The sequence below is a fragment of the Microcella sp. genome, assembly GCF_046296455.1.
Lineage (GTDB): Bacteria > Actinomycetota > Actinomycetes > Actinomycetales > Microbacteriaceae > Microcella.
Genome location: NZ_JBKBLF010000005.1, coordinates 45,879 through 71,352, shown reverse-complemented (window position 1 = coordinate 71,352; position 25,474 = coordinate 45,879). Strand labels below are relative to the sequence as shown.

Below are 25,474 nucleotides of genomic sequence, written 5' to 3'. Positions count from 1 at the left end.
TCATTCTCCTGTGCCGGCGTCGTCGTCGCGGCGCAGTTCGACGAGCGCGCCGTTGAGCTGCTCGTGGTCGACCGACCACAGGGCGGCGCACGCGGCCGCGAGGTCGTCGACGGCGCCGGGCTCGTCGAGCGCTCCGACCACGAAGGTCACGGCCGCCGACGGGGTGCCTTTCGTGCGCCAGCCGCTCGCGAGCGCCTGCACCCAGGTCTCGGCCGCCGATTTGAGGGTCACGTAGTTGGCCATGCCCCACGTCGGCTGGGCGACGGATGCGGAGCTCACGATCGCCAGGCGCCCCGCGCTCGACGCGCCGAGGTCGTCGCGCAGCTCGCGGCTGGCGACTCGCAGGGTCGTGAGCACGCGGCGCTCGAGCCAGTCGAAGTCGTCGGGGGCTGAGCCGCCGCGCCACCCGCCCACCAGGTGCAGCAGGCCGTCGATGCTCGGCCGGCGGTCGCGCAGCGAGGCCGCCCACGTGCCGACCGCGGCCGGGTCGGCGAGGTCGACGACCGCCGTCTCGGCCGCATCCACGTCGGTCAGCGACTCGGCGCGCGAGCCCACGGCGACGACGTGCGCACCGGCGGCCGTGAGGGCCGCGCACACGGCGCGGCCGCCCACGCCGCCCGCGCCCGCCACGACGACGGTGCGGTCGGTCACCCCGCTCACGCCGAGGCGCCCGTGATGCCCGCGGTCGACTCGATGACCTGCGTCATCTTCTTGCTGAGGGCCTCGTAGAACATCGAGAGCGGAAACTCGTCGTCGAGCACGAGATCGGTGTAGCCCTTGAGCGGGCCCGCGAGCACCTCGTCGCTCAGGCCGCGCGCCCACACCGAGGCGGGGTGCGGGGTGAGCGTGCTCGAGACGAGCTCGTAGGCCCTGAGCCAGTGCACCGCCTTGGGCCGGTCGATCGAGGCCCAGTAGAGCTCGTTGATGGCATCAGAGAGCGCCACGACGACGTCGGGCACGGCATCCCAGTCGATCGTGAGCTGGGTGTCGGTCCAGTGCAGCACGCCCCTCTGGTGCATCCACGCGAAGAGCAGCTGGCCGCCGACGCCGTCGTAGTTGCGCACGCGCGTGCCCGTGATGGCGAAGCGGAAGATGCGGTCGAAGATGACGGCGTACTGCACGAGGCGCGCGTGGCGGCGCGTCACCTCGTCGGTGCCCTCGGCGCGCCAGAGCGCGACCGCCTCGCGGAAGGCCGTGAGGTCGCAGCGCAGCTCTTCGAGCGTGTAGAGGAAGAACGGCATGCGCTGCTTGATCATGAACGGGTCGAACGGCAGGTCGCCGCGCATGTGCGCCCGGTCGTGGATCATGTCCCACATCACGAAGGTGCGCTCGGCGAGCTGCTGGTCGTCGAGCAGCTCGAGGGCGTCGGCGGGAAGGTCGAGCTTCGTGATCTCGGCGGCGGCGCGCACGACCCGGCGGTAGCGCGCGGCTTCGCGGTCGGCGAAGATCGCGCCCCACGTGAACACCGGCAGCTGCGCCGCGGTGCCCTCGGGCGCCCCCGCGGGCACGCGGGGGGTGACGGCCACCGATTCAGGAAAGAGCACGGCCGAGTTGGTGTCGTAGCCGGGCGTGAAGTCGACGAAGCGCAGGCCGAGGTACAGGGCGTTGCCGTAGGCGCTCGCCTCGAGCTCGGCGATGAAGTCGGGCCAGATGACGTCGAACACGACAGCCTCGAGAAGGCGGTCGGCCGAGCCGTTCTGCGTGTACATCGGGAAGACGACGAGGTGGGCCACGCCGTCGCGGCGCTGATCGGCCGGGCGGAAGGCGTCGAGCGCGTCGTAGAAGTCGGGCACGGCGAAACCGCCGGCAGCCCAGCGCTCGAAATCGGCCGCGCAGGCCTCGAGGTACGCGGTGTCGTGGGGGATCAGCGGGGCGAAGTGCCGCAGCGCGCTCGCGATCTCGGCGATGTGGCGTGCGGCCTCGGCGTGGTGATCCGACTCGGGGATGCTGCCGTCGTGCACCTGCAGCGGGCGCACGGCCTCGGCGGCGCGCTTGAGGCGCGACCAGGCGGGGTCGGCGACGATCTGCGCGCTCGTGAGTGCGGCATCCGGTCGCCCCGCGGCGCGGACGTCTTCGACGACCTCGGGCTCTCCGATGATGGTGCTGCTGCGCGTGGCAGTGGTGTCGGTCATGGGGTTCCCTCCTTCGTCGTGCTCGAGCGGGCGCGTTCTCTGTCGAGCCTAGGCACGAGATCGCCGCACGTGGTTGTGATTGACGCACGAAACGTGCGCAGACGCCCGAAATCGCGCGCGCATTCGGTGCCGCGACCCCGATGGGGCGCAGGATGCCCGCCTGAGGCCGCGTGCGGCGGCGCGTGTTAGCGTGACCGAGCGGGAGCCGGGCACTGCTCGCCCCGCCTCGACGACGGTGCGCACGCGAGGAGACGCGGGATGGGGACGTGGCCGATCGTGGCGCGCGCGGCCGTGCTCGACGCGCTCGTCGAGGGGCTCACCCGCACCCCCGCGCGATCGCAGCTGCTGCGAGGCCCGAGCGGCGTCGGCAAGACCACCCTCGCCGCGGGCGTCTCGGCGGCGCTCGCCGCGCGAGGCCGCACGATCGTGCCCGTCGTGGCCCTTGACGAGCTGCGCGATGTGCCGCTCGGAGCCCTCGCGCCGCTGCTCGCCTCATCGAGCATCGGCGAGCACGACGATGTGGCGACGCGCCTGAGCGAGCTCGTGGCGCTCGTGGGCCGGCACGCTGACGCGTACCTGCTTGTCATCGACGACGCCCCGCTGCTTGACCCCGCCTCGGCCGCCGCGCTCTACCAGCTCGTGCGCGTGTTCGCCGTGCCCACGCTGCTGACGGCGCGAGACGAGCACCCGCTGACGGGCGCGGTCGCGCGGCTGCTGCACGAAGACCTGCTCACGGTTACCGAGCTGCCCGGCCTCTCGCTCGACGAGACCCGCACGGTGCTGCGGCGACACCTCGGGGCCGACCCGCGGCCGGAGTCGCTGCAGCGCCTGCACGGCGTCACCGCGGGCAACCCCCTCTTCTTGCGCGAGCTCACGCTCGCGGCCCAGCGCGGCGACCGTGTGCGCCCCGGCCCCTACGGCATCGAGATCGACGCGGTGCGGCTGCCCGCCCAGGTGCTCGAGACCGTCGCGGGGCGACTGGCCGACCTGCGGCCCGACGAGCGCCGGGTGGCCGAACTCGTCGCGGTGGCGCAGCCGTGGCCCCTCGCCGCGACGCGGCCCGCCGAGAGCGCGATCGTGAGCGACCTGATCGACGCGGGCGTGCTCGTGCCCGCCGAGCCGGTCGACGCCGGGTACCTGCACCTGGCCCACCCCGTCTACGCCGAGGCGCTGCTCGCCGGATTGCGCGCCGACGAGCGCGCCGAGCGCCGTCGATCGGCCGCCGAGCGGCTGCTGGCCCTCGGCGACGAGCCGCTGCGCTTCACCGCCCTGTGCCTGCTGAGCGACGGCGGGGGCGAGCTCACGACGGCCGATCTCGTGTGGGCGGCCGAGTACGCGCACCGCGCGGGCGACCACGAGCGCGCCGTGCAGGCCGCCGAGCGCGCGCTCGCCGAGGCACCGGATGCTCACGCCGCGCTCGTGCGCGCGAGCGCCTTGAGCGCTCTGGGTGGTGACCCCGTCGGCGTCGACGAGGCGTTCGCCCACGCCGCCGCGCTCGCGCCCGATGCCGAATCGCGCGCTCGCGTCGAGGTGCGCTGGGGGCAGCACACCGCCCTGCGCGAGCACGACCCCGCACGCGCCGCGCAGCGCGCCCTCGCGCTGCTGCCCGAGCTCGGTGACGCGAGCCGCCTGCTCGCGCCCGACCTCGCCAAGTGGCGGCTCATGGCCGGTGACGCGAGCGCGCTCGACACCCCCCTCGTCGCGCAGGCCGAGGCCGACTCGGCCGCCGCCCTCAACGCGGCGATCGGCATGGCCATGATGGCGACGATGGCCGGCCGTGTCGACGAGGCGCGGCAAGCCGTCGAGGCCGGCCGACCGCTCGCCGACCGCTTCGCGGCCGTGCAACCGTTCGCGGGCGGACTGCTCGACCTCTCGGCGTTTCTCGTGCTCGTCGCCGAGGGCCGCATCGCCGAGGCGCGTGAGCACGCCGAGCAGCGCCGACTGCAGCCGTTCGCCGACTCGGCGGGCGTCTGGTCGTACGCCCTCGCACTCGTGCACCTGCACGCGGGCCGCTCGCGCGACGCCCTGCCGCTGGCCCTGCTCGCGATCGAGCAGCTGCGCTGGCGCGACTTCACGGGCCTCGTCGGCCCGGCGATCGCCCTCGCAGCGACCGTGCACGCCCAGCTCGGCGACGTCGAGGCCGCGCGCGCCCTGCTCGACGCGCTGCAGCCCGCCCACCGCGACGACGTGAAGGTCGTGCTGCAGGCGGCCGAGGCCGAGGCGTGGCTCGCCGTCGTCGCCGACGAGCCCGAGCGGGCCGCCGGCATCCTGGCTCCCGCGGTCGCGCGCGGCGTCGAGCTCGGTCACCTGCTGCTCGCCGCCCTCACGGCATCGGTGGCGGTGCGGCTCGAGGCGACGGCCGAGGTGCGCGGGCCGCTCGCGGCGGCGGCCTCCGCATCCGGATCGCCTCTCGTCACGGCCGTGGCGGCGCTCGCCGATGCCGCGACCGAGCGCGACGCGAGCGCGATCGTCGCCCTCGCGCCCGACCTCGAGCGTGCGGGCCTGGTGGCGACCGCGCACGCGGTGCTCGAGCGCGCCGCGGCGTGGGCGGGCGATGATCGCATGCTCGAGCGCCGGGCGCGCGTGCGCGCCGCCGAACTGGGGCTCACGATCGTTCCCGTGCGCACCGCGCGGTCGGCGCGCGTCGAGACGGGACTCACCGAGCGCGAGTGGGTCATCGCCCAGGCGGCCGCACGGCGCGAGCGCAGCCGCGAGATCGCCGATCGGCTCGGGGTCTCGGTGCGCACCGTCGACAACCACCTCGCGAGCGTCTACCGCAAGCTCGGCATCAGCGGCCGGGCCGAGCTCGAGAACGAGCTGCGCGGGCGACTCTGACGGGTGTCGTCGTCGCCCGCGCCCCCGGGTCGGTGGAGCGCTCGGCGCTCGTGAGTGGAGCGACCGGCGCTACTGCGTGATCGGCGTGATCGTGTACTGCACCTGGCCCGTGCCGTCGGCATTCGCGGCGACGACGACGTTCACCGTCCAGGTGGCGTTCTCGAACGTTCGCGACGAGGCGTCATCGCTCACCTGGAACTCGGCGACCTGCGTGAATCCCGCGTCGAGCAGGTCGGTGTACGCGGCCTCTCCGGCTGCGACGCTCGGGGTCTCGATCGCGGCGGTGTAGATGTCCGCCGTGGCGGCGGAGAACTGCACGGTGCCGCCGACCGTCGGCACGTCGGCGGGCCAGCTGTCGGGCAGGCTCGCGCCCGTGCCGTCGACATCGACGTCGACCCCGGTCTGGTCCTCGATGATCTGCTCGACGCCGCCCTCGACGAGGCCTTCGGTGAGCTGGTCGAGCGGGTTGGCGAAGCAGCCGCTCAGGGTCAGGGCGAGGCCCAGGCTCAGAACGGTGATGGCGGGAACGGTGCGGCGCATGGCGAACTCCAGTCGTCGGGATGCTGTGCCTCCAGTGTGCTCCTGTCGCGCGCGCGATTCCATGAGTAGTCACTACTTGCGAGACACTGTCCCTATGGCTGGCGTGCTCATCGGATTCGCGATCATCGGTGCGGTGATCGCCGTGGGCTACCTCGTGGGCCGCCTCGGCATCCTCGGCCCGCACGCCGAGTTCGTGCTCGGCCGCTTCGCCTTCTTCGTGCTCTCGCCCGCGCTGCTCTTCACGGTGCTCGCCGAGGCCGACGCGCGGCAGCTGTTTTCGGCGCTGCTGCCCGTCTCGGCCGTGGCCGCGCTCAGCTGCATGCTCGTCTTCGTGCTCGTCGCCCGGTTCGTGTGGCGGCGGGCTGTTCCCGAGACGACGATCGGCGCGCTCGCCTCGGGCTACGCCAACGCCAACAACATCGGCCTGCCGATCGCCGCCTACGTGCTGGGTGATCCGGCCTTCGCGGCGCCGATCATCCTGTTGCAGCTCGTGATCCTCACGCCTATCGCGCTCACGATCCTCGACGTCTCGACGAGCGGCACGCTCTCGGTCGGCCGCGTGCTGAGCCAGCCCATCCGCAACCCGCTCATCATCGGCTCGGCGCTCGGCCTGCTGCTCTCGGTCACCGGGGTCGAGCTGCCCGAGGCGGTCATGGAGCCCTTCCACCTCATCGGCGCCGCGGCCGTGCCGACCGTGCTGCTGCTGTTCGGCATGTCGCTGCACGGCCGGCGCATCCTCGAACCGGGCTCGGGGCGCCGTGACATCGTGCTCGCCGTCGGGCTCAAGATCGTCGCGATGCCGACGATCGCGTGGATCGTGGGCGCCTTCGTGCTCGGGCTCACGGGCCTGCCGCTCTTCGCGGTCGTCGTGCTCGCGGCGCTGCCGACCGCGCAGAACGTCTTCAACTACGCGGTGCGGTTCGAGCGGGCGGTGCCGGTGGCTCGGGATGCTGTGCTCATCACGACCGTGCTCTCGGTGCCGGCGCTCATCGTGATCGCCGCACTGCTCGCGCCGCGCTAGGCCTCAGGGGTGGCGGAGTCTGTGCTCGCGGAATCCCGCTCGGCACGCCGCCGCCGCACGACGAGCACGATGCGCCAGGCGATGAGCGCCACGACGACGACGATCGCGATGACGAGCACCGCCCGGCTGTACCGCGAGGCGATGTCTTCGACCACGACCCAGTTCTCGCCGAGCACGAAGCCGAGCACGACGAAGAGCGTGTTCCAGATGCCGCTGCCGATCGTCGTCAGCAGCAGGAAGAGCCACAGCCGCATGCGGTCGACCCCGGCGGGGATCGAGATGAGGCTGCGCACGATCGGCACGAAGCGGCCGAGCAGCACCGCGATCGGCCCGAAGCGGTGGAACCACGCCATCGCCTTCTCGACATCGGTGCCGCTCATGAGCGGGATGCGATCGGCGATGCGCGCGAGACGCTCGGCGCCGATCCAGCGGCCGAGGCCGTAAAGCAGCAGGGCGCCGACAACCGACCCGATCGTCGTGGCGACGATGACGCTCACCAGGTCGAACGAGCCGCGGCTCGCGGTGAAGCCCGCGAGGGGCAGGATGAGCTCGCTCGGGATCGGCGGGAACAGGCTCTCGATGGCGACGAGCAGCGCGGCACCCACGACGCCGAGGGTCTCCATGACGCTGATGGCCCACTGGTCGATGCTCACGGGGTTCGACCCTACCGGGCGCTCCTCACCACGGGGTGCGTCAGAAGATCATCGGGCGGTCGTCGTCGTCACCGTCGACCTGCAGCTCCACCACGACGGGCACATGATCGCTCGGGGCGTCGCCCTTGCGCTGCTCTCGCTCGATGCGCGCATCCACGACCCGATCGGCGAAGCCGGGCGAGCCGAGGATGAAGTCGATGCGCATGCCCTCGTTTCGAGGGAACCGGAGCTGCTTGTAGTCCCAGAAGGTGAAGCCGGTGGGCACGAGCGGCCGCACGACGTCGCTCAGGCCTGCCTGCTCGAGAGCCGCGAAGGCCGCGCGCTCGGCGGGCGAGATGTGGGTCGAGAGGCCCGGGATGAAGCTCGGGTCGCCCATGTCGTCGTCAGTGGGGGCGACGTTGAAGTCGCCGGTGAGAACGAGGGCGCCGCCCGGGTTCGCGGACATCCAGCGGGAGCTGTCGTCGGCAAGCGCGCGCAAGAACCGCAGCTTGTAGTCCATATGCGGGTCGTCGAGCGCGCGGCCGTTGGGCACGTAGAGGCTCCACACCCGCACGTCGTCGACCGTCGCGCCGATCGCGCGGGCCTCGAGGGGAGCATCCTGGCCCGAATCAGGATCGTGCCCCTTCGCGAAGCCGGGCTGCCCCGCGAAGCCGATCTCAATGTCGGTCATCGGCAGGCGGCTCGCGATCGCGACGCCGTTCCATTGGTTGAGGCCGTGCAGCACGACCTCGTATCCGGCCGCCTCGAAGGGCTCGAGGGGAAACTGCGCGGGGGTGCACTTGATCTCTTGCATCGCGAGCACGTCGACATCGGCGTTCACGAGCCAGTCGACGACGCGGCCGTGGCGGGTGCGGATGGAGTTGACGTTCCAGGTGGCGATGCGCATGGGCCCAGCCTACGAACTACAGTGAACGGTGTGACCGAGGCCCGCGATCAGCTCATCCAGTACATCCGTGATGAGGCCGTGTTCCACGGCGAGTTCACGCTCACGAGCGGCGCGACCGCCTCGTACTACATCGACCTGCGCAAGGTCAGCCTCGACCACCGGGTGGCGCCGCTTATCGGGCAGGTCATGGTCGACCTCATCGCCGACATCCCCGACATCGCGGCCGTCGGCGGGCTCACTATGGGTGCCGACCCCGTCGCGTCGGCCGTGCTGCACCAGGCCGCCGCGCGCGGGCTCGACTACGACGCCTTCGTCGTGCGCAAGGCGCCCAAAGACCACGGCCGCGGCAAGCAGGTCGAGGGTCCGGATGTCGCGGGCAAGCGCGTCGTCGTGCTCGAAGACACCTCGACCACGGGGGGCTCGCCGCTCACCGCCGCGCGCGCCCTCGAGGCCGCCGGCGCGACCGTCGTCGCGGTGGCCGTCGTCGTCGACCGGGCCACGGATGCTCGGCGCGTGATCGAGCAGGCGGGGTACGAGTACCGCGCCGCGATCGGCCTGACCGACCTGGGGCTCGCATGACCGACGAGCGCGATCGCGACGACGAGACCGGCGCCTTCGACGCTGACGAGTGGTTCCGCACGCAGTTCGGGGGCGAGGCGGAGGAGAAGCCGGCGCCGGAGCCGGTGGCGCCTCCCGTGCTGCCGCCCGTGCCGCCTGCTGCGCAGCCGCCGGTCGCGCCGCCGGTCCTGCCTCCCGCGCAGCCGCCGGTCGAGCCGTCGGCCTTCCCGGCCCTTCCCGCGCAGCCGCCTGTGGTGCCGCCGCCCGTCGCGCCGTCGGCTTTCCCGCCCCCACCCCCACCCCCGCCGCTCGTCGAGCCCGTCGCGTTTCCTGCGCCGGCCGCTGGCCAGCCCTCGTTCCCCGACCCCGGTGCGACGCAGCCCATCATCGAGCCCGAGCCGACCCAGCCGGCCGAGGTCGTGCCGCCCGTCGGCGATGCCGCGACCGAGCTGCTGCGCGAGCCCGAGCAAGGCGGAGCCCTCGACGAGCTCTTCGGCGACACGAGCTTTCAGGAGTACGACGAGACCCTGATCCCCGCCGCACCGCGCGCCTCGCGTCGCGCCGACGGTGAACCGACGGCGGATGCCGCGCGCGCGCCGATCGGTCGCACCCAGAAGATCCTGCTGTGGGTCGCGGGGTCGCTCGTGGCGGTGCTCGCCCTCGTCGCGATCTTCGCGCTCGGCACGCGCATCCCGCTGCTGCTCGGCCCCGCGCCCGGCGCCCTGCCGTCGCCCACGCCGAGCCCGACCCCGGTCGAGACCGATGTGGCCGCGCCCGTCGGGCCCGTTGCGCCGGGGGAGTACCGCTGGGACGAGCTGCTCGGCGGCGAGTGCCTCGAGCCCTTCATCGACGCGTGGCAAGAGACCTACACGGTCGTCGACTGCACGGTGCTGCACACGGCGCAACTGGTCTTCCGCGGCACCTTCCCGCTGCCCGAGGGGTCTGAGGTGCAGGGCCCGTTCCCGGGCGAGGAGGCCTTGGCCGCCCAGATTCCCGTGCTGTGCAGCGCGCCCGGCGTCATCGACCTCGACATCGCGGGCGCCGTCGACGACCTGCAGGTGCAGGGCTCGTTCCCCGTCACCGCAGAGGAGTGGGATGCGGGGCAGAACGACTACTTCTGCTTCGCGAGTCGCGCCTCGGGCGAGCTGCTGCGCCGGTCGATCGCGGTGGCGCCGAGCAGCTAGCGCGCCCCTCGCGCGACTAGAGCTCGGTCTCGATCGGCCGCGGGTCGACGAGCTCGTGCACGCCCTGCAGGATCTCGTCGGGGCGGAACGGGTATCGCGCGATCTCGGCCTCGTCGCTGATGCCCGTGAGCACGAGCACGGTGTGCAGGCCGGCCTCGATGCCCGCGACGATGTCGGTGTCCATGCGGTCGCCGATCATCGCGGTGTTCTCGCTGTGCGCGCCGATGCGGTTCATCGCCGAACGGAACATCATGGGGTTCGGCTTGCCGACGACATAGGGGTCTTTGCCCGTCGCCTTGGTGATGAGCGCCGAGATGGCGCCGGTCGCGGGCATTGGCCCGTCGGCGCTCGGGCCCGTCGCATCGGGGTTGGTCGCGATGAAGCGGGCGCCCTGCCCGATGAGCCGGATCGCCTTCGTGATGGCGTCGAACGAGTAGTTGCGGGTCTCGCCGACCACGACGTAGTCGGGGTCGGTCTCGGTCATGATGAACCCGGCCTCGTGCAGGGCCGTCGTCAGGCCCGCCTCGCCGATGACGTAGGCCCGCCCGCCCGGGATCTGGCTCGCGCAGAAGTCGGCCGTCGCGAGGGCGCTCGTCCAGATCGACTCTTCCGGCACGTCGAGCCCGCTCGCGCGCAGCCGCGCCGCGAGGTCGCGCGGCGTGAAGATCGAGTTGTTCGTCAGCACGAGAAAGGGCGTGCCCGTGTCGCGCCACTGCGCGATGAGCTCGACCGCCCCCGGCAGCGGGGTGTTCTCGTGCACGAGCACGCCGTCCATGTCGGTCAGCCAGCACTCGATCTCTCGACGGTCGCTCATGGGCGCCAGCCTACTGCGAGCCCATAGGTATGATCATTGTTGTGGATGCTGAGCGCACCGTCAGCACGCAGCGCGCGATCGATCTCGTCGCGATGGCGCACGACGCGAGCCACTACCTGCTGCGCCCGCACACGGTCGCGACCCCGACCTCGATCGAGGGCGTCGCCCGGTTGCTCGCGGAGGCGACGCGCACGGGCAACCCGCTGACCTTCCGCTCGGGCGGCACGAGCCTCTCGGGGCAGGGCGTCACCGACCAGCTGCTCGTCGACACGCGCGCCGGCTTTCGCGGCATCGAGGTGCTCGACGACGGCGAGCGCGTGCGGGTGCAGCCCGGCGCGACCGTGCGGCAGGTCAACGCCCGACTCACGCGCCACGGCCGTCGGCTCGGCCCTGACCCGGCGAGCGAGATCGCCTGCACCATCGGCGGCGTCATCGCCAACAACTCGAGCGGCATGGCGTGCGGCACCGAGCAGAACACCTACCGCACGCTCGAGTCGATGACCGTCGTGCTCGCGAGCGGGGCCGTGATCGACTCCGCGTCCGTCGATCCTGAGGGACGCGATGCGGATGAGCAGTTGCGGCTCGCCACGCCCGAGCTCTGGGCCGGGCTGTCGGCCCTGCGGGCGCGGGTGCTGGCCGACGAGCAGTCGGTGGCGAGCATCCGGCGCCTGTTCGCCATGAAGAACACGATGGGCTACGGCCTCAACGCCCTGCTCGACCACGAGCGGCCCATCGACCTGCTCGTGCGGCTCATGATCGGCAGCGAGGGCACGCTCGGCTGGGTGGGCGAGGCGGTGTTCCGCACGGTGCCGGTCGCGCCGCTCGTGGCGACGGGGCTGCTCGTGTTTCCGACCCTCGCCGCCGCGACGGCCGCGCTGCCCGCGCTCGTCGACGCCGGCCTCGCGACGATCGAACTCATGGACGCCACCTCGCTGCGCGTCGCGCAGACCCTCTCCGACGCGCCCGCGGCGATCACCGGGCTGACGGTCGAGCGGCACGCGGCGCTGCTCGTCGAGGTGCACGCGGCGACGGATGCGGAGCTCGCGCTCGGCCTCGCCGCCGCCGACCGCGCCATCGCCGGGTTGCCGCTCGCCGCCGAGTTCGCGTTCTCGCGCGAGCCCGCCGAGCGGGCCGCCCTGTGGCACGTGCGCAAGGGCCTCTACCCCGCCGTGGCCGGAGCGCGCCCGAGCGGCACCACGGCGCTTCTCGAAGACGTGGCCGTTCCCGTGGCGAACCTGCTGCCGACGTGCGAGGCGCTCGAGGCGCTGTTCGCCCGGCATGGCTACGAGAGCGCGGTGATCTTCGGGCACGCGAAAGACGGCAACATCCACTTCTTGCTCACCGAGCGCTTCGACACCCTCGAGGGCGTCGCGCGCTACGCCGCGGTGACGGAGGAGATCGTCGAGCTCGTGCTCGCCCAGGGCGGCACGCTCAAGGCCGAGCACGGCACGGGCCGCATCATGGCGCCGTTCGTCGAGCGGCAGTACGGCGCCGAGCTCACCGCGGTCATGCGCGAGCTCAAGCGGTTGTGCGACCCGGCGGGCGTGCTCAACCCGGGCGTCATCATCACCGACGACGCGCAGGCGCACCTCAAGCACCTCAAGACCACGCCGACCGTCGAGGCCGAGGTCGACCGCTGCGTCGAGTGCGGCTACTGCGAGCCGACGTGCCCGAGCCGCACGCTCACCCTGACGCCGCGGCAGCGCATCGTCGTGCGGCGTGAGCTCGCCGCGGCCGAGGCGCGCGGCGACACGGCGCTCGCCGCGGCCCTGCGGGCCGATGAGGGCTACGAGAGCGTGCAGACGTGCGCGGTCGACGGGATGTGCGGCATCGCCTGCCCCGTCTCGATCAACACCGGCGACCTCGTGCGGCGCCTGCGCTCCGAGACCCGCACGCCCGGCCGCGGGGTGTGGAACGCCGCCGCCGATCGCTGGGATGCGACGACCCGCACGGCCTCCCTTGCGCTCACCGTGGCGGATGCCCTGCCGACCCCGCTCGTGCGCGCGGCCAGCTCGGCAGCCCGCGCGGTGCTCGGGGCCGATGTCGTGCCGCGCTACGAGGCCGGCCTGCCCCGCGGCGGAGCCCGTCGGTCGCGCGCGCTCGAGGCCTCACCCGTCGTGCGCTTCGCCTCGCCCGTGTCGGCGACGCAGTATTCGGCGGTCTACCTGCCGGCCTGCGTCGGCACGATGTTCGGGCCGGAGGGTGATGGCTCCGACGCCGCGGGCGACGCCGCCGCCTCCGCCGCTGCTGGCGCGACTGCTGCGCTGCTGGCCCTGTGCGAGCGCGCGGGTGTGACGCTGCTCGTGCCCGAGGGCATCGACGGCCTGTGCTGCGGCACCCCCTGGAAGTCGAAGGGCCACACCGCCGGCCACGCCTCGATGCGCGACCGCGTGCGCGACGCCGTCGAGGCGCTCGGCCCCGCGGCGGCCGGGCTGCCGATCATCAGCGACGCGGCCTCGTGCACCGAGGGCTTCGCCGGGCTGCTCGGCTCGCCCGGGCACGGCGCTCGCGGCGACGGCTCGGGGTCGTCTCGCGTGATCGACGCCGTGACCTTCGCCGCCGAGACCCTGCTGCCGCGGCTGACGGTGCTGGCGCGACAGGGGCGGGTAGCCGTGCACCCCACGTGCTCGACGCAGGCGCTCGGCGCGACCGACGCGCTCGTCACGATCGCGCGCGCGGTCGCCGACGAGGCGGTGGTGCCCGAGGCCTGGGGATGCTGCGCCTTCGCGGGCGATCGTGGCATGCTGCACCCCGAGCTCACGGCGTCGGCCACGGCCGACGAAGTGCGTGACCTCGATCGGCTGCAGCGCGAGGGCGGAGCCTTCGACCACGCCGTCAGCGCCAACCGCACATGCGAGCTCGGCATGAGCCGCGCCACCGGCCTGCCTTACGTGCACGTGCTCGAACTGCTTGAGCGCGCGACGCGACCCTGACGACGCGGTCACCCTGTGCGCGGGCGCCCGACCGCTCCGCCGCGTCCGCGTTCTGCCGCGCGACGCCCGTCTCCTGCCGTGCGACGCCCGTCTCCTGCCGTGCGACGCCCGTCTCCTGCCGTGCGACGCCCGTCTCCTGCCGTGCGACGCCCGTCTCCTGCCGTGCGACGCCCGTCTCCTGCCGTGCGACGCCCTAGAGCCCTCGCGCCACCAGGCCGAGGCGGCGCTCGATGACGGCCACAGCATCCGGGCTCTCGTCGATGCTGATGCTGCGGCGCCCCAGTGCGCGGGCGGCCGCCGCCGTCGTGCCGCTGCCCGCGAAGGCGTCGAGCACCCAGTCGCCCTCGCGGCTCGAGGCCTGCACGATGCGGCGCAGCACGCCGAGCGGCTTCTGGGTGGGGTAGCCGGTCTTCTCGGCTCCGCTCGTGGGAACGATCGTGTGCCACCACACGTCGGTGGGCAGCTTGCCGCGCGCAGCCTTCTCGGGCGTCACGAGGCCCGGAGCCATGTACGGCTCGCGATCGACCGCCTCGCTGTCGAACCAATAGGTCTCGGGGTTCTTGACGTAGACGAGGATCGTGTCGTGCTTCGTCGGCCATCGCCGGCGCGACTTGGCGCCGTAGTCGTAGGCCCAGATGAGCTCGTTGAGGAAGCACTCGCGGCCGAACAGCGCATCGAGCGCGACCTTGGCGTAGTGGGCCTCGCGCCAGTCGAGGTGCAAGTAGAGGGTTCCGTCGTCGCGCAGCAAGCGGTGGGCCTCGATGAGGCGCGGCGCGAGGAAGCCCCAGTAGTCGCCGAAGGTGTCGTCATAGCTGCTGAGCGCCTCGACCGTGCGGGAGTAGTTCGTGCCCGTGAAGCCAAGATGAGAACCCTCGGGGTCACGCACGCTGCGCGTCGTGCGGCGCAGCTGGGTGCGTCCGGTGTTGAACGGCGGGTCGAGGTAGACGAGCTGCATGCTCGCGTCGGGCAGGGCGCGCATCGCCGTGAGGTTGTCGCCGTGGATGAGCAAGTCGGGGCCCGCTGGGGTCCACAGCGGTGCGCTCATGCTCTGACGTTAACAGGGTGGTAGCCCGCCAGCCCCTTGCTCACCCGGCCAGGGCGACCGCGGGTTCGGTGCGGTAGGTGCGCCCGCTCGGCGCGCGCCACTCCAGAGCACCCCCACCGGCCTGGTCGACGCGCCAGGCGGTGCGGTGCTTGAGCTGGTGGTGGGCCTCGCACAGGTGCGCGAGGTTGTCATGTCGCGTCGCACCCTCGTGCTGCCAGTCGACCGTGTGATCGATGTCAGAGTTCGCCGCCGCTCGACCGCACCCCGGGAATCGGCAGGTCTCGTCGCGGATGCGCAGCCACAGCCGCAGATCGCGCGGCACAGCGTACCGCTCGCGGCCGACCGAGAGCACCGTGCCCGTCTCGGGGTGGGTCAGCAGCCGCACGAAGCTCGGCGCGTGCGCCGCGAGGCGGCGGGCGACCTCGGCGGAGATCGGCCCGTAGCCCTCGAGCGTGCCCGTGCCCGTGCCCGTGCCCGAACCCGAGGCCAAGCCGGAGCTGCACCCCGAGGCCGGATGCTCGCCGTCGAGCAGGGTCAGCACGGGAACGCTGACGAGCACGGTCGCCCGCACGCCGCGCCCGAGGCCGGTGTCGGGCATGATGCCGTCGATCAGGAGGTCGGCGAGCACGTCGGCGCGGCGCTGGGTGAGGGTGCGCGGCTCGTCGGGACCGGCCAGGCCGGAGGCGATCTCGGTGAGCCGGCGATACGCTCCGACCGCCTGCTCAGCCGGCAGGTGGGCGGTCAACCAGGCCATGCCGTCGCGCCCGGGCTCGAGCCGCACCGAACGGGAGTCTTCGGCAGAGCGGCGACGGGCGTCGATCGAATCGGGGTGCACCCGCTCGCGGATGGCGCGCGCCTTCTGCCGGAACCCGTTTGCGGTGCGCGCCTCTGCCGCCGGCAGCGCCTCGGCCTCGAACGCAGACCAGGAATCGGCGGGCAGGGACCGCGCCTCGTCGACGAGCACGCTTGCGTGCCGGTAGCTGATGCTGCCCGACCGCAGCGCTGCCAGCGTCGGCTGCAGGTCGTGCACGAGCGCGGCGCTGTCGACCACGAGCTGCTCGGCCTCTCGCTCGCCGATGCGCAGGGCGGCGCTGAGCTCGGTGGTCGCGACCCGGCGCGCGGTCATCTCGCGCGACCACCCGCGGCCGCCCGAGGGCAGATGGGCCTCGGCCGCCAGCGCGATGCGCCGCACCTCGTCGATCGCGACGGCACGGTAGGCGTTGAGCGCCGCGACGAGCCGATCGACCTCGACGATCGAGTCGAGCACGACCCCGAGCCCGCTGTCGACCGCGGCGGCAGGCGTCGCCGGCAGCAGCGCGCCGGTCGGCGCGGCGAGGGGATTCGGGGTGGGCATGAGGGCAGTCAAGCAGCGACCTCTGACATCGGAGCGGCTCGCCCCGTGCCCAACCCGAGTCGGTGGAATGGAGTCTGATCAGGACTTTTGGGGAGGAGAAGTGGTCGACGCGCGGCCCGCGTCACTGATCGCATCCGTGCCCGCACCAGCGCCCGCATCACCGGCGACAACGCCGCCTGCAGCGCCGCCAGCGCCGCCGCCAACGCCGCCGCCCGCGCTGCCAACCCCGTTGCCCACTCCGCCGCCCGCAGCATCCACCACCCCACGCCGCCGCGGCGACCGCAGCAGCACCGCGATGAGCATGAGCGTCACGCCGATCGCCGCACCGTAGGCGGGCGTGAACCCGGCCACGAGCAGCGTCACGACCCCGGCGATGCCGAGCACGACCTTGAGCGCCGCCATCCACGGGCCGACGGGCGCCGGGGCGGGGCGGCCGCGCGCGTCGCTGCGGCGCTCAAGCCAGCTGACCCCGATGACGATCGGGATGAGCAGCAACGCGACGGCGACGAGGAACGGCGGCCGGCTCTGCCACCACCCCGCGCTGAGCGGCTCGGGGAACGGCGCCCCCGAGACCACCAGCACGACCGCGATGAGCACGATCACCGGCACGTGCCAGAGGTAGATCTGCATGGCGTTCGTGTTGATCGCGCCGCTCAGCCCGGCGAAGGTCTCGCGCTCGGCGAGGCGGGCGAGCCACGGCCGCAGGAACGCGAACAGCAGCGTCTGCCCGACACCGAGCACGAGAATGGCCGCGGTCGGCGGGTTGAGGTTGTCGTACATGTCGGTCGAGTACCCGACGACGGTGGTGAGGAACAGCAGCCCGCCGAAGGCGGCGAGACCGGCGAGACCGAGCATCCACCGACGGCGCCAGTCGAACCAGCCGTCGGCGAGGCAGAAGCCCAACTGCTGCACGAAGAGCCACACGAACAGCAGGTTGAGGGCGCCGATGAGCGGCTGCACCGTGAGCAGGGCGACCGTGTCGATGATCATGACGGCGCCGAGCATCGTGAGCAGGGTGGCCCACGGCGCGCGCTCGTGCAGGCGGGCCATGAGGGGCACGAGGCCCGAGCATCCGAGATAGACGGCCAGGAACCAGAGCGGCTGCCCGATGCGGAAGCCGACGTCGGCGAGCACCGGGTCGGGCAGGCCGACGAGACCGAGCACCGCGAGCGTGATGCCGACGAGCCCGAGCGGCAGCAGGGCGGGCCGCGCGAGGCGGGCGACGCGGTCGCGCACGTAGTCGGCTCCGGTGACGCCGCGCTCGCGCTGGCGCCGCCAGGCGAGCAGGCTCGAGAAGCCGCCCATGACGAAGAACAGGGGCATGACCTGCACGAGCCAGGTGCTCCAGGCGAAGATCGGATGCCCGTCGAGCGAGTTCGTGATGGCGAGCCCGTCGGTCTCGACCGTGATGCCCGCCATCATGACGTGCAGGCCCACCACGACGACGAGGCAGGCGGCGCGCACGAGGTCGACGGCGTGATCACGGGTGGGTGTTGCCATGATGGCTTCAGGGTACGTCAGCATGCCCGGCGGCGATAGCGGCGCCCCGTAGCCTGGGGGCATGACCGAGGCCGAGCAGACCGGCGAGCCCCCGCCCGAGCCCACCCTCGAGTGGACAACCCACGGCGTCGGCCCCTGGACGGGCCCCACGCCCGACGACCCGCGCCTCGACCCCGAGCTGCTCGCCACCGGCGACACCCGCAACGTCATCGACCGCTACCGCTACTGGTCGATGGAGGCGATCGTCGCCGACCTCGACGCGCGCCGGCACCCGTTCCACGTGGCGATCGAGAACTGGCAGCACGACATGAACATCGGCTCGATCGTGCGTAGCGCCAACGCCTTTCTCGCCGCCGAGGTGCACATCGTCGGCCGCCGCCGCTGGAACAAGCGCGGCGCCATGGTCACCGACCGCTACCAGCACGTGTCGCACCACTCCGACATCGGCGAGCTCGTCGCGTTCGCGCGCGCGAAGGGCCTGCCGATCGTGGCTGTCGACAACGTCGAGGGGTCGAGGCCGGTGGATGCCGCACCCCTGCCGCGCGCGTGCATCCTGCTGTTCGGCCAGGAGGGCCCCGGGTTGAGCGACGACGCGCTCGCCGCCGCCGACGAGGTGGTCGAGATCCGGCAGTTCGGCTCGACGCGATCGATCAACGCGAGCGCTGCGGCCGCGATCGTCATGCACGAGTGGTTGCGGGCGCACGCGAGCCCTTGACGAGCATCCACCCAGCCGATGGACTGAGCGCATGACCGCGATCACCGACGATCTGCCCGCCCTTCTCATTCACCAGGAGCACGACCTGTGGGAGGCGATGCGGCACGGCGACGGCGGCACGCACCTGCAGCAGGCCATGACGGCGGATGCGGTGCTCATCGACGACGGATCGCTCGTCGAGCGTTCCGCCGCGATCGTGGCCCTCGACGGCACGACGTGGGGTGCGGCGACGATGAGCGACCAGCGCGTCGTGCGGCTCGGCGACCGCGCGGCCATGCTCGCCTACCGCCTGCGCGGCGACCGGGGCGGCGAGCCCGTCGACGTGTGGGCCACGACGACCTACGTCTACACCGAGGGCCGCTGGCGCGTCGGCGCACACCAGCAGTCGCCCGCCGCCGACTAGGGCCGCGCGCGCCGCACGCGGATCGGGCCTTTCGCCGTCGAGGGATCGACGACCCGGCCGCCCTGCGTGATCTCGACCTCGCCCGCCGCGACGAGGCGCCGGGCCGCGCGCCGGGCGGGTTCCATGAGCTCGCGCCAGGCGTCGTCCTCGTCGCCGCCGACCGCTCGGGCCGCCTCGCTCGGGCAGATGGTGGCGTCTCCGGCGCGGCCGGCGAGCAGGCTCCGGATGCTCTCCTCGAGCGCGCGATCCACGGGCCGCACGCCCCGAGCGCGGCAGGCGTCGCTGCACCAGCGCACGGCCTCCCAGTCGCGCGCCCAGCGCGCCCGCCACTCGATGCGGCGGCCGCACGAGCCGCAGGTCTTCTCGGCGCGCACGTCGGGGGATTCCCCGTCTCGATCACGCTGCCGACCCATGCCGCCAGTCTCGCCGCTCTGGCCGAGCGCGCGCCGAGCATCCACCCCCGCCTGCCCCGCTGTTCTCCACAATTCAGGAGTCGCCGCGTGGACCCGCACGGCAGTTCCGCCCGCGCACACCGCACGACGGCGTGTCGGCGGCTCGTGCGCTGCCGAAACTCCTGAATTGTGGAGATCAGCCGCGGCGCTCGCGGGCGAGCATCAGCCCGACCGCAGCGATGACGGCGACCGCGATCGCCGTGCCGCCGAACAGCAGCAGCGCGCCGCCTGCCTCGTAGGCGAGGCCTGAGACGCCGGCCGCGATCGTCGCCGCGGCGAGCCCGATGCCGCGCAGCAGGCCCTGCGCCGAGCCGGCGCGCGCCGGATCGACGGCGTGCGCCATCGCGGCCGCGGCGCCGATGAAGGCGAGCGCCTGACCGGTCGACTCGACGAAGCCCATGCCCGTGGCGATGAAGGGGTTGCCCACGAAGCCGTAGAGCGTGACGATCGGCAGCAGGATGAGCAGGCCGCGCGTGTAGGCCGAGACGCCGCCGCGGCGATCGGCGAGGCGACCGGCCCAACCGGCGACGAGCACGTAGGGCACCGCGAAGAGCGCGTAACTTGCGGCCGTCAGCACCGGGCCCGCGCCGATGTCGGCCATGAAGCGCGGCCACACGCCGTCGTAGGCGCCGGTCGGCACCATGACGGCGGCGTAGAGCAGCACGATGCCGATGATGCGCGGCGAGCGCAGCAGGTCGAGGCTCGTGCGCGGGGCGCTCGCACCGAAGCGCAGCGTGCGGTCGGCATCCGTGCCGTCGAAGCCGATGACGCCCGCGGCGATGCCGCCGGTGGTCGGGTGCGGGTCGTCACCGCGGAACGCCGAAGCGCTCGCCTCGCGGAACCCGACGAGCACGGGAACGAGCGCGAGCAGCACGACGACGGCCGAGACGGCCAGGATCGCGCTCGGGCCGGCGAATGACAGCGCGAGACCCGAGGCGAGCGGGCCGACGGCGATACCCGCGAGCTCGGCGGCGCCGAGGCGGCCGAGCAGCTCGCCGCTGCGCCGGTGGTCGAAGCGCACGATGAGGGCGCTCGCGGCGATGACGAAGATGCCGAAGCCGAAGCCGCCCACGGCGCGGCCGGCGATGAGCTGCCAGCCCTCGACCGCTATGGCACTGAGGCCGAGCGACGCGGCGACCATGATGACCCCGATGACGGCCATGAGGCGGGCGTGCCCGCGGTCGGCGGCGGGGGCGACGAGCAGCTCGGCGACGAGCGCCGACGCGAAGCCGGCCGCGGCGAGGTAGCCGATCTCGGCGGTGCTCACGCCGAGCGAGCCCTGCAGGGCGGGGATGAGCGGGAAGATCACGAACGACGCCGACGACAGCAGCACCATGGCCGTGACGACGCTCGGCACGAGGAGGCGTGCCTGCCGGTGCTGCGCGTTCATGATGACGATCATCCCGTTCGTGTGTTATCCAACTGGACAACAACGCTAGCACGCCCTATCCGGTTGGACAATATCGCGCCCCTGCGGCCTATGCTCGACGCTGTGGCAGAACGGAAGAACGCCGAGCGCAAGTCGAGCGATGAGCGTCGCGACGAGATCGTGCGCGCCACCCTGCGGCTCGTGGCCGTCAAGGGCTTCGCGGGCGTCACGCTGCGCGAGGTCGCGACCGAGGTCGGCGTCGTGCACGGGCTCATCCGCCACTACTTCAGCAGCCGCGACGAGCTCGTCGCCGCCGCCTTCGACTTCGCCGTCACGAGCGAGCTCTCGAGCGACCGCGCGCTGCTCGACGGCCTCGACCCCGTCGCGGCGCTCGCCGGCTGGCTCGCCGCGACCCCCGAAGACCACTACCGCGTGTGGATCGACGCGTGGAGCGAGGCCCCCCGCACCCCGCCGCTCGCCGCCGCGCTCGACCGCCACCATCGCGACTGCGAGCGCATCCTGACTGCCGTCATCGAACGGGTCGTGGATGCCGGGCTCGGCGCGAGCGCCGACCCCGCGGCCGACTCGCGCCTGCTCACCGCCGTCGCCGACGGCGTGGCCGTGCAGCACCACGCCGTCGGAGTCGTCGACGTGGACGAGGCGAACGCGATCGTCTTCGCTGTGGCCGAACGGCAGCTGGCGCTCGAGCCCGGCAGCCTCGCGCGCGCCAACCCCGTGCCCGCCCGCGGGCAGTGGGCCGAGGGCGCCGCCCGATAGACTCAAGGGCAAGCCCTCACATCTCTCGAAGGGACCACCCATGCCTGCCGTCGTCATCATCGGCGCCCAGTGGGGCGATGAAGGAAAAGGCAAGGCGACCGACCTTCTCGCTGGCCGCATCGACTACGTCGTCAAGTTCAACGGCGGCAACAACGCGGGCCACACCGTCGTCGTCGGCGACGAGAAGTACGCACTGCACCTGCTGCCCAGCGGCATCCTCACCGAGGGTGTAACCCCGGTCATCGCGAACGGCGTCGTGGTCGACATCGAGGTGCTGTTCGGCGAGCTCACGGCGCTCAGCGCGCGCGGCGTCGACGTGTCGAAGCTGCTCATCAGCGCCAACGCGCACGTCATCACGCAGTACCACCGCACGATGGACAAGGTGACCGAGCGCTTTCTCGGCAAGCGCCAGATCGGCACGACGGGCCGAGGCATCGGGCCCGCCTACGCCGACAAGATCAACCGCGTCGGCATCCGCATGCAAGACCTCTTCGACGAGAACATCCTGCGCCAGAAGGTCGAGGGCGCCCTCAACGTCAAGAACCACCTGCTCGTCAAGGTCTACAACCGCCGCGCGATCACGGTCGACGAGGTCGTGGAGGAGCTGCTGAGCTACGCCGAGCGCCTGCGGCCCATGGTCGTCGACACCGGCCTCGTGCTGCACCAGGCGCTCGAGCGCGGCGAGACCGTGCTCTTCGAGGGCGGCCAGGCGACCATGCTCGACGTCGACCACGGCACCTACCCCTTCGTCACCTCGTCGAGCGCGACGAGCGGCGGCGCGGCGACGGGTTCGGGCATCGGGCCCAACCGCATCGATCGCGTCATCGGTATCGTCAAGGCCTACACGACGCGCGTCGGCTCGGGCCCCTTCCCGACCGAGCTCTTCGACGAGTCGGGCGAGTTCCTCCGCAAGACGGGCTTCGAGTTCGGCACGACGACGGGCCGCCCGCGCCGCTGCGGCTGGTACGACGCGCCCATCGCCCGCTACACCGCGCGCGTCAACGGCGTCACCGACTTCGTCATGACCAAGCTCGACGTGCTCACGGGCCTGACGAGCATCCCCGTCTGCGTCGCCTACGAGGTCGACGGCGTGCGCGTCGACGAGGTGCCCGTCTCGCAGAGCGACTTTCACCACGCTAAGCCCATCTACGAGAACCTGCCGGGCTGGTCAGAAGACATCACGGGCGCCCGCACCTTCGACGACCTGCCGAAGAACGCGCAAGACTACGTGCTCGCCATCGAGGCCATGAGCGGCGCGCGCATCTCGGCCATCGGCGTGGGGCCGGGCCGCGACGCGATCGTCGTGCGGCACGACCTGCTCGACTGAGCACGGGCTGCGCTCATGACCGCCGCTGACCTGCCTTACACCGCGCTCGAGGGTCACGGCCTGCGGCTCGAGCCCTACGAACCGACGCATCTGCCGGGCCTCACCGCCGCCCTCGGGCGGCCCGAGGTCTTCGCGGGCGGCTGGGGCGGCGGGCCCGCCGGCGCGCGCTCGGGCGACGAGTTCGCCGCGTGGCTACCCACCTACCTGCCAGTCGGGCGCGCCCACGTGTATGTGGTGCTGGATGCTCACCGCACGATCATCGGCACCTCGACCATCTTCGACCTCGCCCCCGCGGCCGAGTCGGCCCACATCGGGTACACCGCGTACTCACCCGACCAGTGGGGATCATCCGTCAACCCGGCGGCGAAGCTGCTGCTGCTCGGCCACCTCTTCGACCACGGCTACGGCCGCGTCAAGCTGCAGGCCGACGTGCGCAACGCGCGCTCGCGCGCGGGCATCGAGAAGCTCGGGGCGCAGTTCGAAGGAATCGCCCGGCGCGACGCGCAGCGCGCCGACGGCTCGTGGCGCGACGCGGCGGTGTACTCGATCGTGATCGACGAGTGGCCCGCCGTGCGGGCGGGGCTGCTCGAGCGGCTCGCCTAGGCCGCGGTGGCGGCGGCCACGGCCCCGAACCAGGCGATCCCCAGCGCGATGCCGGCGAGGGTCGGAACGATCGCGGTGACGAGGGCGAGAATCCAGTCGCCGGCGGTCGGATGGTTCTCGCCGGGGGCGGGCGGCGTGCGCAGCGAGAGGGCGTGCGGGCGTGCGGGGTGGGCCTCCCAGAAGGGGCGGCCCTGGGCATCCACCCGCCCCAGCAGCATGCGCTGCGGCGCCGAACGCAGCATCAACACGAGCGGGGCGAGCCCCATGACGACGAACATGATGCCGATGAGCAGGCCCGAGAGGTCGGCGTAGAGCAGGAACGAGCGGAAGAACGTGACGGCGAGGCTCACGAAGAGCGCAGGCCACGCGAAGGCGAGCATCGAGACGCCGAAGCCCTGCGCGAGCACCGAGCCGATGAACACCGCCACGAGACCGCCGATGATGCTCGTGGGGGTGAACGCGACGATCGCATCGGTGCACTCGACCGCGATCTCGAAGGGGCCGCCGCGGGCGCAGTAGCCGCCGAGGTCGGAGAGCGCGGTCACGGCCTGAAAGAGCAGGGTGATCGCGAGGGAACCCGCGAACCAGCCGAAGGCCGAGCCGAGAACGCACGTCGCCGGGTGGTCGCGCCCGGTGCGAGGGGTGGGCGCATCCGTCGTCATGGCGACACTGTAGAGCCCCGCGGCGCCGCAGTTCCAGAGCCAGCACGGGGCTCTCGGGCGATACGCTCGAGCCATGGATGACGCAGGCCTCGCCGAGCTCACGTCGCTGCGGCGCAGCATCGACAACATCGACGCCGCGCTCATCCACCTGCTCGCCGAGCGGTTCAAGAGCACCCAGGCCGTCGGCCGCCTCAAGGCCGCCACGAACATGCCGCCGAGCGACCCCGAGCGCGAGCGCGTGCAGATCGAGCGCCTGCGCGCCCTCGCGATCGAGGCGCAGCTCGACCCCGCCTTCGCCGAGAAGTGGTTCAACTTCATCGTCGCCGAGGTCATCCACCACCACGAGCAGATCGCCACCACGGGCACGATCGCGACCGATACCGAGTGAGCACCGCGGCCCCACCCCGCTCCTCCGACGCCTGGATCGCGCTGCAGTTCACCCTCGCCGGGGTCGTCTGGGGTGCGAGTTTTCTCTTCATCGCCCTCGCGCTCGAGGGCCTCTCCCCCGTCCAAGTGGCGACGGGTCGCACGCTCTTTGGCGCGATCACCCTCGGGCTCATCGCGCTCGTCACGCGCGATCGTCTGCCGCGATCGGGGCGCGTTTGGGCGCACCTGCTGCTGCTCTCGGTGACCTTCGCGGTCATCCCGTACATGCTCTTCGCCTGGGCGCAGCAGTATGTCGCTTCGGGCGTCGCGAGCATCTTCAACGCGACGACGCCCATCATGACGGCGCTCATCGCGGGGCTCGCCTTTCGCATCGAGAGGCTCTCGCGCGAGCAAGTGCTCGGCATCGTCGTGGGCATCATCGGCGTCGTCGTGATCGTCGGCCCGTGGCAAGGCATCGAGCCGGGCTCGGGCGGCATCGTGCCCTACCTCGCCCTGCTCGGCGCAACCGCCTGCTACGGCTTCAGCCTCTCGTACATGCGGCGCTTCCTCGCCGACAGCGGCGTGAGCGCGATCGTGTTCAGCTTCGTCATGATCGGCCTCGCGGCGGTGTGGATGCTGCTGCTGACGCCCGTCATCGGCGCCGACCCCGTCACGCTCACGCCGACGGTGATCATCGCCATCGTGCTGCTCGGAGCCCTCGGCACGGGCCTCGCCTACGCCTGGAACCAGAACGTCGTGCGCGCCTGGGGACCAACGCGGGCCGCGACGGTCACCTACATCTCGCCGCCCATCGGCGTGCTGCTGGGCGTGCTCGTGCTCGGCGAGACCCTCGTCTGGAACGAGCCCGTCGGCGCCGTGCTCGTCATCCTCGGCGTGCTGCTCGCGCAGCGGCGGTTGCGGCTGCCGAGTCGTCGCCCGCGCGCGACACCAGACGGTGCGTGATCTCGAGCGCGACTGAGCCGATCGCGCTCGCGCCCACGGCGACGAGCAGCAGCTCGAGCGGCGGGGCGCCGAGCTGCAAGAAGTCGGTGACGATCGGGATGAGCAGCAGCACGGGCAGCCCGAGGTAGGCCGCCACCACGACGAGGCTCGTCACGAGCGTGAACGGGCGCGACAGGATCACGAGCACCCACAGCGCCGTGAGCGTGAGGGTGATGACGGCGGTGGTCTGCACGACCGCGGCCTCGGCGCCCCCGAGGTAGGCGTAGGCGACGACCGAGATGAGCGTGCCGCCGACGATGAGGCCGGAGGGGATGCAGAACCGCGCAGCGCGCCTCAAGAAGCCGGGGCGGTAGCGCTGGATGTTCGGCAGCAGCGCGAGCAC

General features: G+C 72.4%; 25 protein-coding genes and 1 pseudogene. 12 read left to right on the top strand and 14 right to left on the bottom strand.

Annotation, left to right across the window (positions count from 1 at the left end; genetic code table 11):
• Together ACK4HH_RS04190 and ACK4HH_RS04185 are read right to left on the bottom strand one after the other, a co-directional pair.
• A complete protein-coding gene (locus ACK4HH_RS04190) occupies positions 1 to 660 on the bottom strand; it encodes an SDR family NAD(P)-dependent oxidoreductase (protein ID WP_409648573.1) in 660 nt (219 codons plus the stop codon).
• Positions 657 to 2,132: a DUF6421 family protein gene (locus ACK4HH_RS04185; protein ID WP_409648571.1), complete on the bottom strand. Its 1,476-nt coding sequence runs from the start codon at positions 2,130 to 2,132 to the stop codon at positions 657 to 659. Before ACK4HH_RS04185 ends, ACK4HH_RS04190 begins: the two co-directional genes overlap by 4 nt.
• Positions 2,133 to 2,390: 258 nt before the next feature.
• Here ACK4HH_RS04185 and ACK4HH_RS04180 point away from each other — a divergent pair, with 258 nt between their 5' ends.
• Positions 2,391 to 4,967 (top strand): LuxR C-terminal-related transcriptional regulator, encoded by a 2,577-nt coding sequence (locus ACK4HH_RS04180; RefSeq protein WP_409648569.1) that lies wholly within the window; start codon positions 2,391 to 2,393, stop codon positions 4,965 to 4,967.
• A 69-nt stretch (positions 4,968 to 5,036) separates the two neighbouring features.
• Here ACK4HH_RS04180 and ACK4HH_RS04175 read toward each other — a convergent pair whose 3' ends face one another.
• Positions 5,037 to 5,507 (bottom strand): hypothetical protein, encoded by a 471-nt coding sequence (locus ACK4HH_RS04175; protein ID WP_409648567.1) that lies wholly within the window; start codon positions 5,505 to 5,507, stop codon positions 5,037 to 5,039.
• Between the two features lie 94 nt (positions 5,508 to 5,601).
• Here ACK4HH_RS04175 and ACK4HH_RS04170 point away from each other — a divergent pair, with 94 nt between their 5' ends.
• Positions 5,602 to 6,528, top strand: a complete 927-nt coding sequence (locus ACK4HH_RS04170) for an AEC family transporter (protein ID WP_409648565.1) — start codon at positions 5,602 to 5,604, stop codon at positions 6,526 to 6,528.
• Here the strand turns inward: ACK4HH_RS04170 and ACK4HH_RS04165 are convergent.
• Both ACK4HH_RS04165 and ACK4HH_RS04160 read right to left on the bottom strand, forming a co-directional pair.
• Positions 6,525 to 7,181 (bottom strand): DedA family protein, encoded by a 657-nt coding sequence (locus ACK4HH_RS04165; RefSeq protein WP_409648563.1) that lies wholly within the window; start codon positions 7,179 to 7,181, stop codon positions 6,525 to 6,527. The genes ACK4HH_RS04170 and ACK4HH_RS04165 overlap by 4 nt on opposite strands.
• A gap of 40 nt (positions 7,182 to 7,221) precedes the next feature.
• Positions 7,222 to 8,067: an exodeoxyribonuclease III gene (locus tag ACK4HH_RS04160; protein ID WP_409648561.1), complete on the bottom strand. Its 846-nt coding sequence runs from the start codon at positions 8,065 to 8,067 to the stop codon at positions 7,222 to 7,224.
• Positions 8,068 to 8,097: 30 nt separating this feature from the next.
• Between ACK4HH_RS04160 and pyrE the strand changes: the two genes are divergently transcribed.
• Together pyrE and ACK4HH_RS04150 are read left to right on the top strand one after the other, a co-directional pair.
• Positions 8,098 to 8,646 (top strand): orotate phosphoribosyltransferase, encoded by a 549-nt coding sequence (gene pyrE, locus ACK4HH_RS04155; protein ID WP_409648559.1) that lies wholly within the window; start codon positions 8,098 to 8,100, stop codon positions 8,644 to 8,646.
• Entirely contained in the window at positions 8,643 to 9,809 is a 1,167-nt protein-coding gene (locus ACK4HH_RS04150) for a hypothetical protein (protein ID WP_409648557.1), read from the top strand. The genes pyrE and ACK4HH_RS04150 overlap by 4 nt, the downstream gene beginning before the upstream one ends.
• A gap of 16 nt (positions 9,810 to 9,825) precedes the next feature.
• Here the strand turns inward: ACK4HH_RS04150 and ACK4HH_RS04145 are convergent, their stop codons facing one another.
• Entirely contained in the window at positions 9,826 to 10,623 is a 798-nt protein-coding gene (locus tag ACK4HH_RS04145; protein ID WP_409648555.1) for an HAD-IIA family hydrolase, read from the bottom strand.
• Between the two features lie 41 nt (positions 10,624 to 10,664).
• Here ACK4HH_RS04145 and ACK4HH_RS04140 point away from each other — a divergent pair, with 41 nt between their 5' ends.
• Complete coding sequence (locus ACK4HH_RS04140; RefSeq protein ID WP_409648553.1) at positions 10,665 to 13,556, top strand: FAD-binding and (Fe-S)-binding domain-containing protein; 2,892 nt, start codon at positions 10,665 to 10,667, stop codon at positions 13,554 to 13,556.
• Here the strand turns inward: ACK4HH_RS04140 and ACK4HH_RS04135 are convergent.
• From ACK4HH_RS04135 to ACK4HH_RS04120, 4 genes and pseudogenes are all read right to left on the bottom strand, one after another.
• A pseudogene (locus ACK4HH_RS04135) lies at positions 13,459 to 13,728 on the bottom strand (hypothetical protein); the annotation flags it as partial. The gene ACK4HH_RS04140 and the pseudogene ACK4HH_RS04135 sit on opposite strands and share 98 nt — an antisense overlap.
• A gap of 21 nt (positions 13,729 to 13,749) precedes the next feature.
• The gene (locus tag ACK4HH_RS04130) at positions 13,750 to 14,601 is read right to left on the bottom strand and encodes a DNA-methyltransferase (RefSeq protein WP_409648550.1); all 852 of its coding nucleotides are present in this window, start codon (positions 14,599 to 14,601) and stop codon (positions 13,750 to 13,752) included.
• Between the two features lie 40 nt (positions 14,602 to 14,641).
• Positions 14,642 to 15,955 (bottom strand): DUF222 domain-containing protein, encoded by a 1,314-nt coding sequence (locus ACK4HH_RS04125; RefSeq protein WP_409648549.1) that lies wholly within the window; start codon positions 15,953 to 15,955, stop codon positions 14,642 to 14,644.
• Positions 15,956 to 16,033: 78 nt separating this feature from the next.
• On the bottom strand, positions 16,034 to 17,455 hold the full coding sequence (locus tag ACK4HH_RS04120) for an acyltransferase family protein (RefSeq protein WP_409648547.1): 1,422 nt from the start codon (positions 17,453 to 17,455) through the stop codon (positions 16,034 to 16,036).
• A gap of 61 nt (positions 17,456 to 17,516) precedes the next feature.
• Here ACK4HH_RS04120 and ACK4HH_RS04115 point away from each other — a divergent pair, with 61 nt between their 5' ends.
• Together ACK4HH_RS04115 and ACK4HH_RS04110 are read left to right on the top strand one after the other, a co-directional pair.
• A complete protein-coding gene (locus tag ACK4HH_RS04115) occupies positions 17,517 to 18,170 on the top strand; it encodes a TrmH family RNA methyltransferase (protein ID WP_409648545.1) in 654 nt (217 codons plus the stop codon).
• Positions 18,171 to 18,201: 31 nt separating this feature from the next.
• Positions 18,202 to 18,573 (top strand): nuclear transport factor 2 family protein, encoded by a 372-nt coding sequence (locus ACK4HH_RS04110; protein WP_409648543.1) that lies wholly within the window; start codon positions 18,202 to 18,204, stop codon positions 18,571 to 18,573.
• On the opposite strand, the gene ACK4HH_RS04105 is transcribed toward ACK4HH_RS04110, so the two are convergent.
• Positions 18,570 to 18,986, bottom strand: coding sequence for a DUF3253 domain-containing protein (locus ACK4HH_RS04105; RefSeq protein WP_409648541.1), 417 nt, complete (start codon positions 18,984 to 18,986; stop codon positions 18,570 to 18,572). The genes ACK4HH_RS04110 and ACK4HH_RS04105 overlap by 4 nt on opposite strands.
• Positions 18,987 to 19,161: 175 nt before the next feature.
• A complete protein-coding gene (locus ACK4HH_RS04100; RefSeq protein ID WP_409648539.1) occupies positions 19,162 to 20,427 on the bottom strand; it encodes an MFS transporter in 1,266 nt (421 codons plus the stop codon).
• Between the two features lie 90 nt (positions 20,428 to 20,517).
• On the opposite strand from ACK4HH_RS04100, the gene ACK4HH_RS04095 reads away from it, so the two are divergent.
• From ACK4HH_RS04095 to ACK4HH_RS04085, 3 genes are read left to right on the top strand one after another with little or no spacing between them, the layout of a single operon-like run.
• Positions 20,518 to 21,171, top strand: coding sequence for a TetR/AcrR family transcriptional regulator (locus ACK4HH_RS04095; RefSeq protein ID WP_409648538.1), 654 nt, complete (start codon positions 20,518 to 20,520; stop codon positions 21,169 to 21,171).
• 40 nt (positions 21,172 to 21,211) lie between these two features.
• On the top strand, positions 21,212 to 22,498 hold the full coding sequence (locus tag ACK4HH_RS04090) for an adenylosuccinate synthase (protein WP_409648536.1): 1,287 nt from the start codon (positions 21,212 to 21,214) through the stop codon (positions 22,496 to 22,498).
• Positions 22,499 to 22,513: 15 nt separating this feature from the next.
• Positions 22,514 to 23,101, top strand: a complete 588-nt coding sequence (locus tag ACK4HH_RS04085) for a GNAT family N-acetyltransferase (protein WP_409648534.1) — start codon at positions 22,514 to 22,516, stop codon at positions 23,099 to 23,101.
• Here the strand turns inward: ACK4HH_RS04085 and ACK4HH_RS04080 are convergent.
• Positions 23,098 to 23,763: a hypothetical protein gene (locus tag ACK4HH_RS04080; protein ID WP_409648532.1), complete on the bottom strand. Its 666-nt coding sequence runs from the start codon at positions 23,761 to 23,763 to the stop codon at positions 23,098 to 23,100. The genes ACK4HH_RS04085 and ACK4HH_RS04080 overlap by 4 nt on opposite strands.
• 73 nt (positions 23,764 to 23,836) lie before the next feature.
• Between ACK4HH_RS04080 and ACK4HH_RS04075 the strand changes: the two genes are divergently transcribed.
• Positions 23,837 to 24,151 carry a chorismate mutase gene (locus ACK4HH_RS04075; protein WP_409648530.1) on the top strand — a complete coding sequence of 105 codons (315 nt, stop codon included), beginning with the start codon at positions 23,837 to 23,839 and terminating at the stop codon, positions 24,149 to 24,151.
• Positions 24,148 to 25,092 (top strand): DMT family transporter, encoded by a 945-nt coding sequence (locus ACK4HH_RS04070; protein ID WP_409648528.1) that lies wholly within the window; start codon positions 24,148 to 24,150, stop codon positions 25,090 to 25,092. The genes ACK4HH_RS04075 and ACK4HH_RS04070 overlap by 4 nt, the downstream gene beginning before the upstream one ends.
• On the opposite strand, the gene ACK4HH_RS04065 is transcribed toward ACK4HH_RS04070, so the two are convergent.
• Complete coding sequence (locus ACK4HH_RS04065) at positions 25,013 to 25,474, bottom strand: hypothetical protein (protein WP_409648527.1); 462 nt, start codon at positions 25,472 to 25,474, stop codon at positions 25,013 to 25,015. The genes ACK4HH_RS04070 and ACK4HH_RS04065 overlap by 80 nt on opposite strands.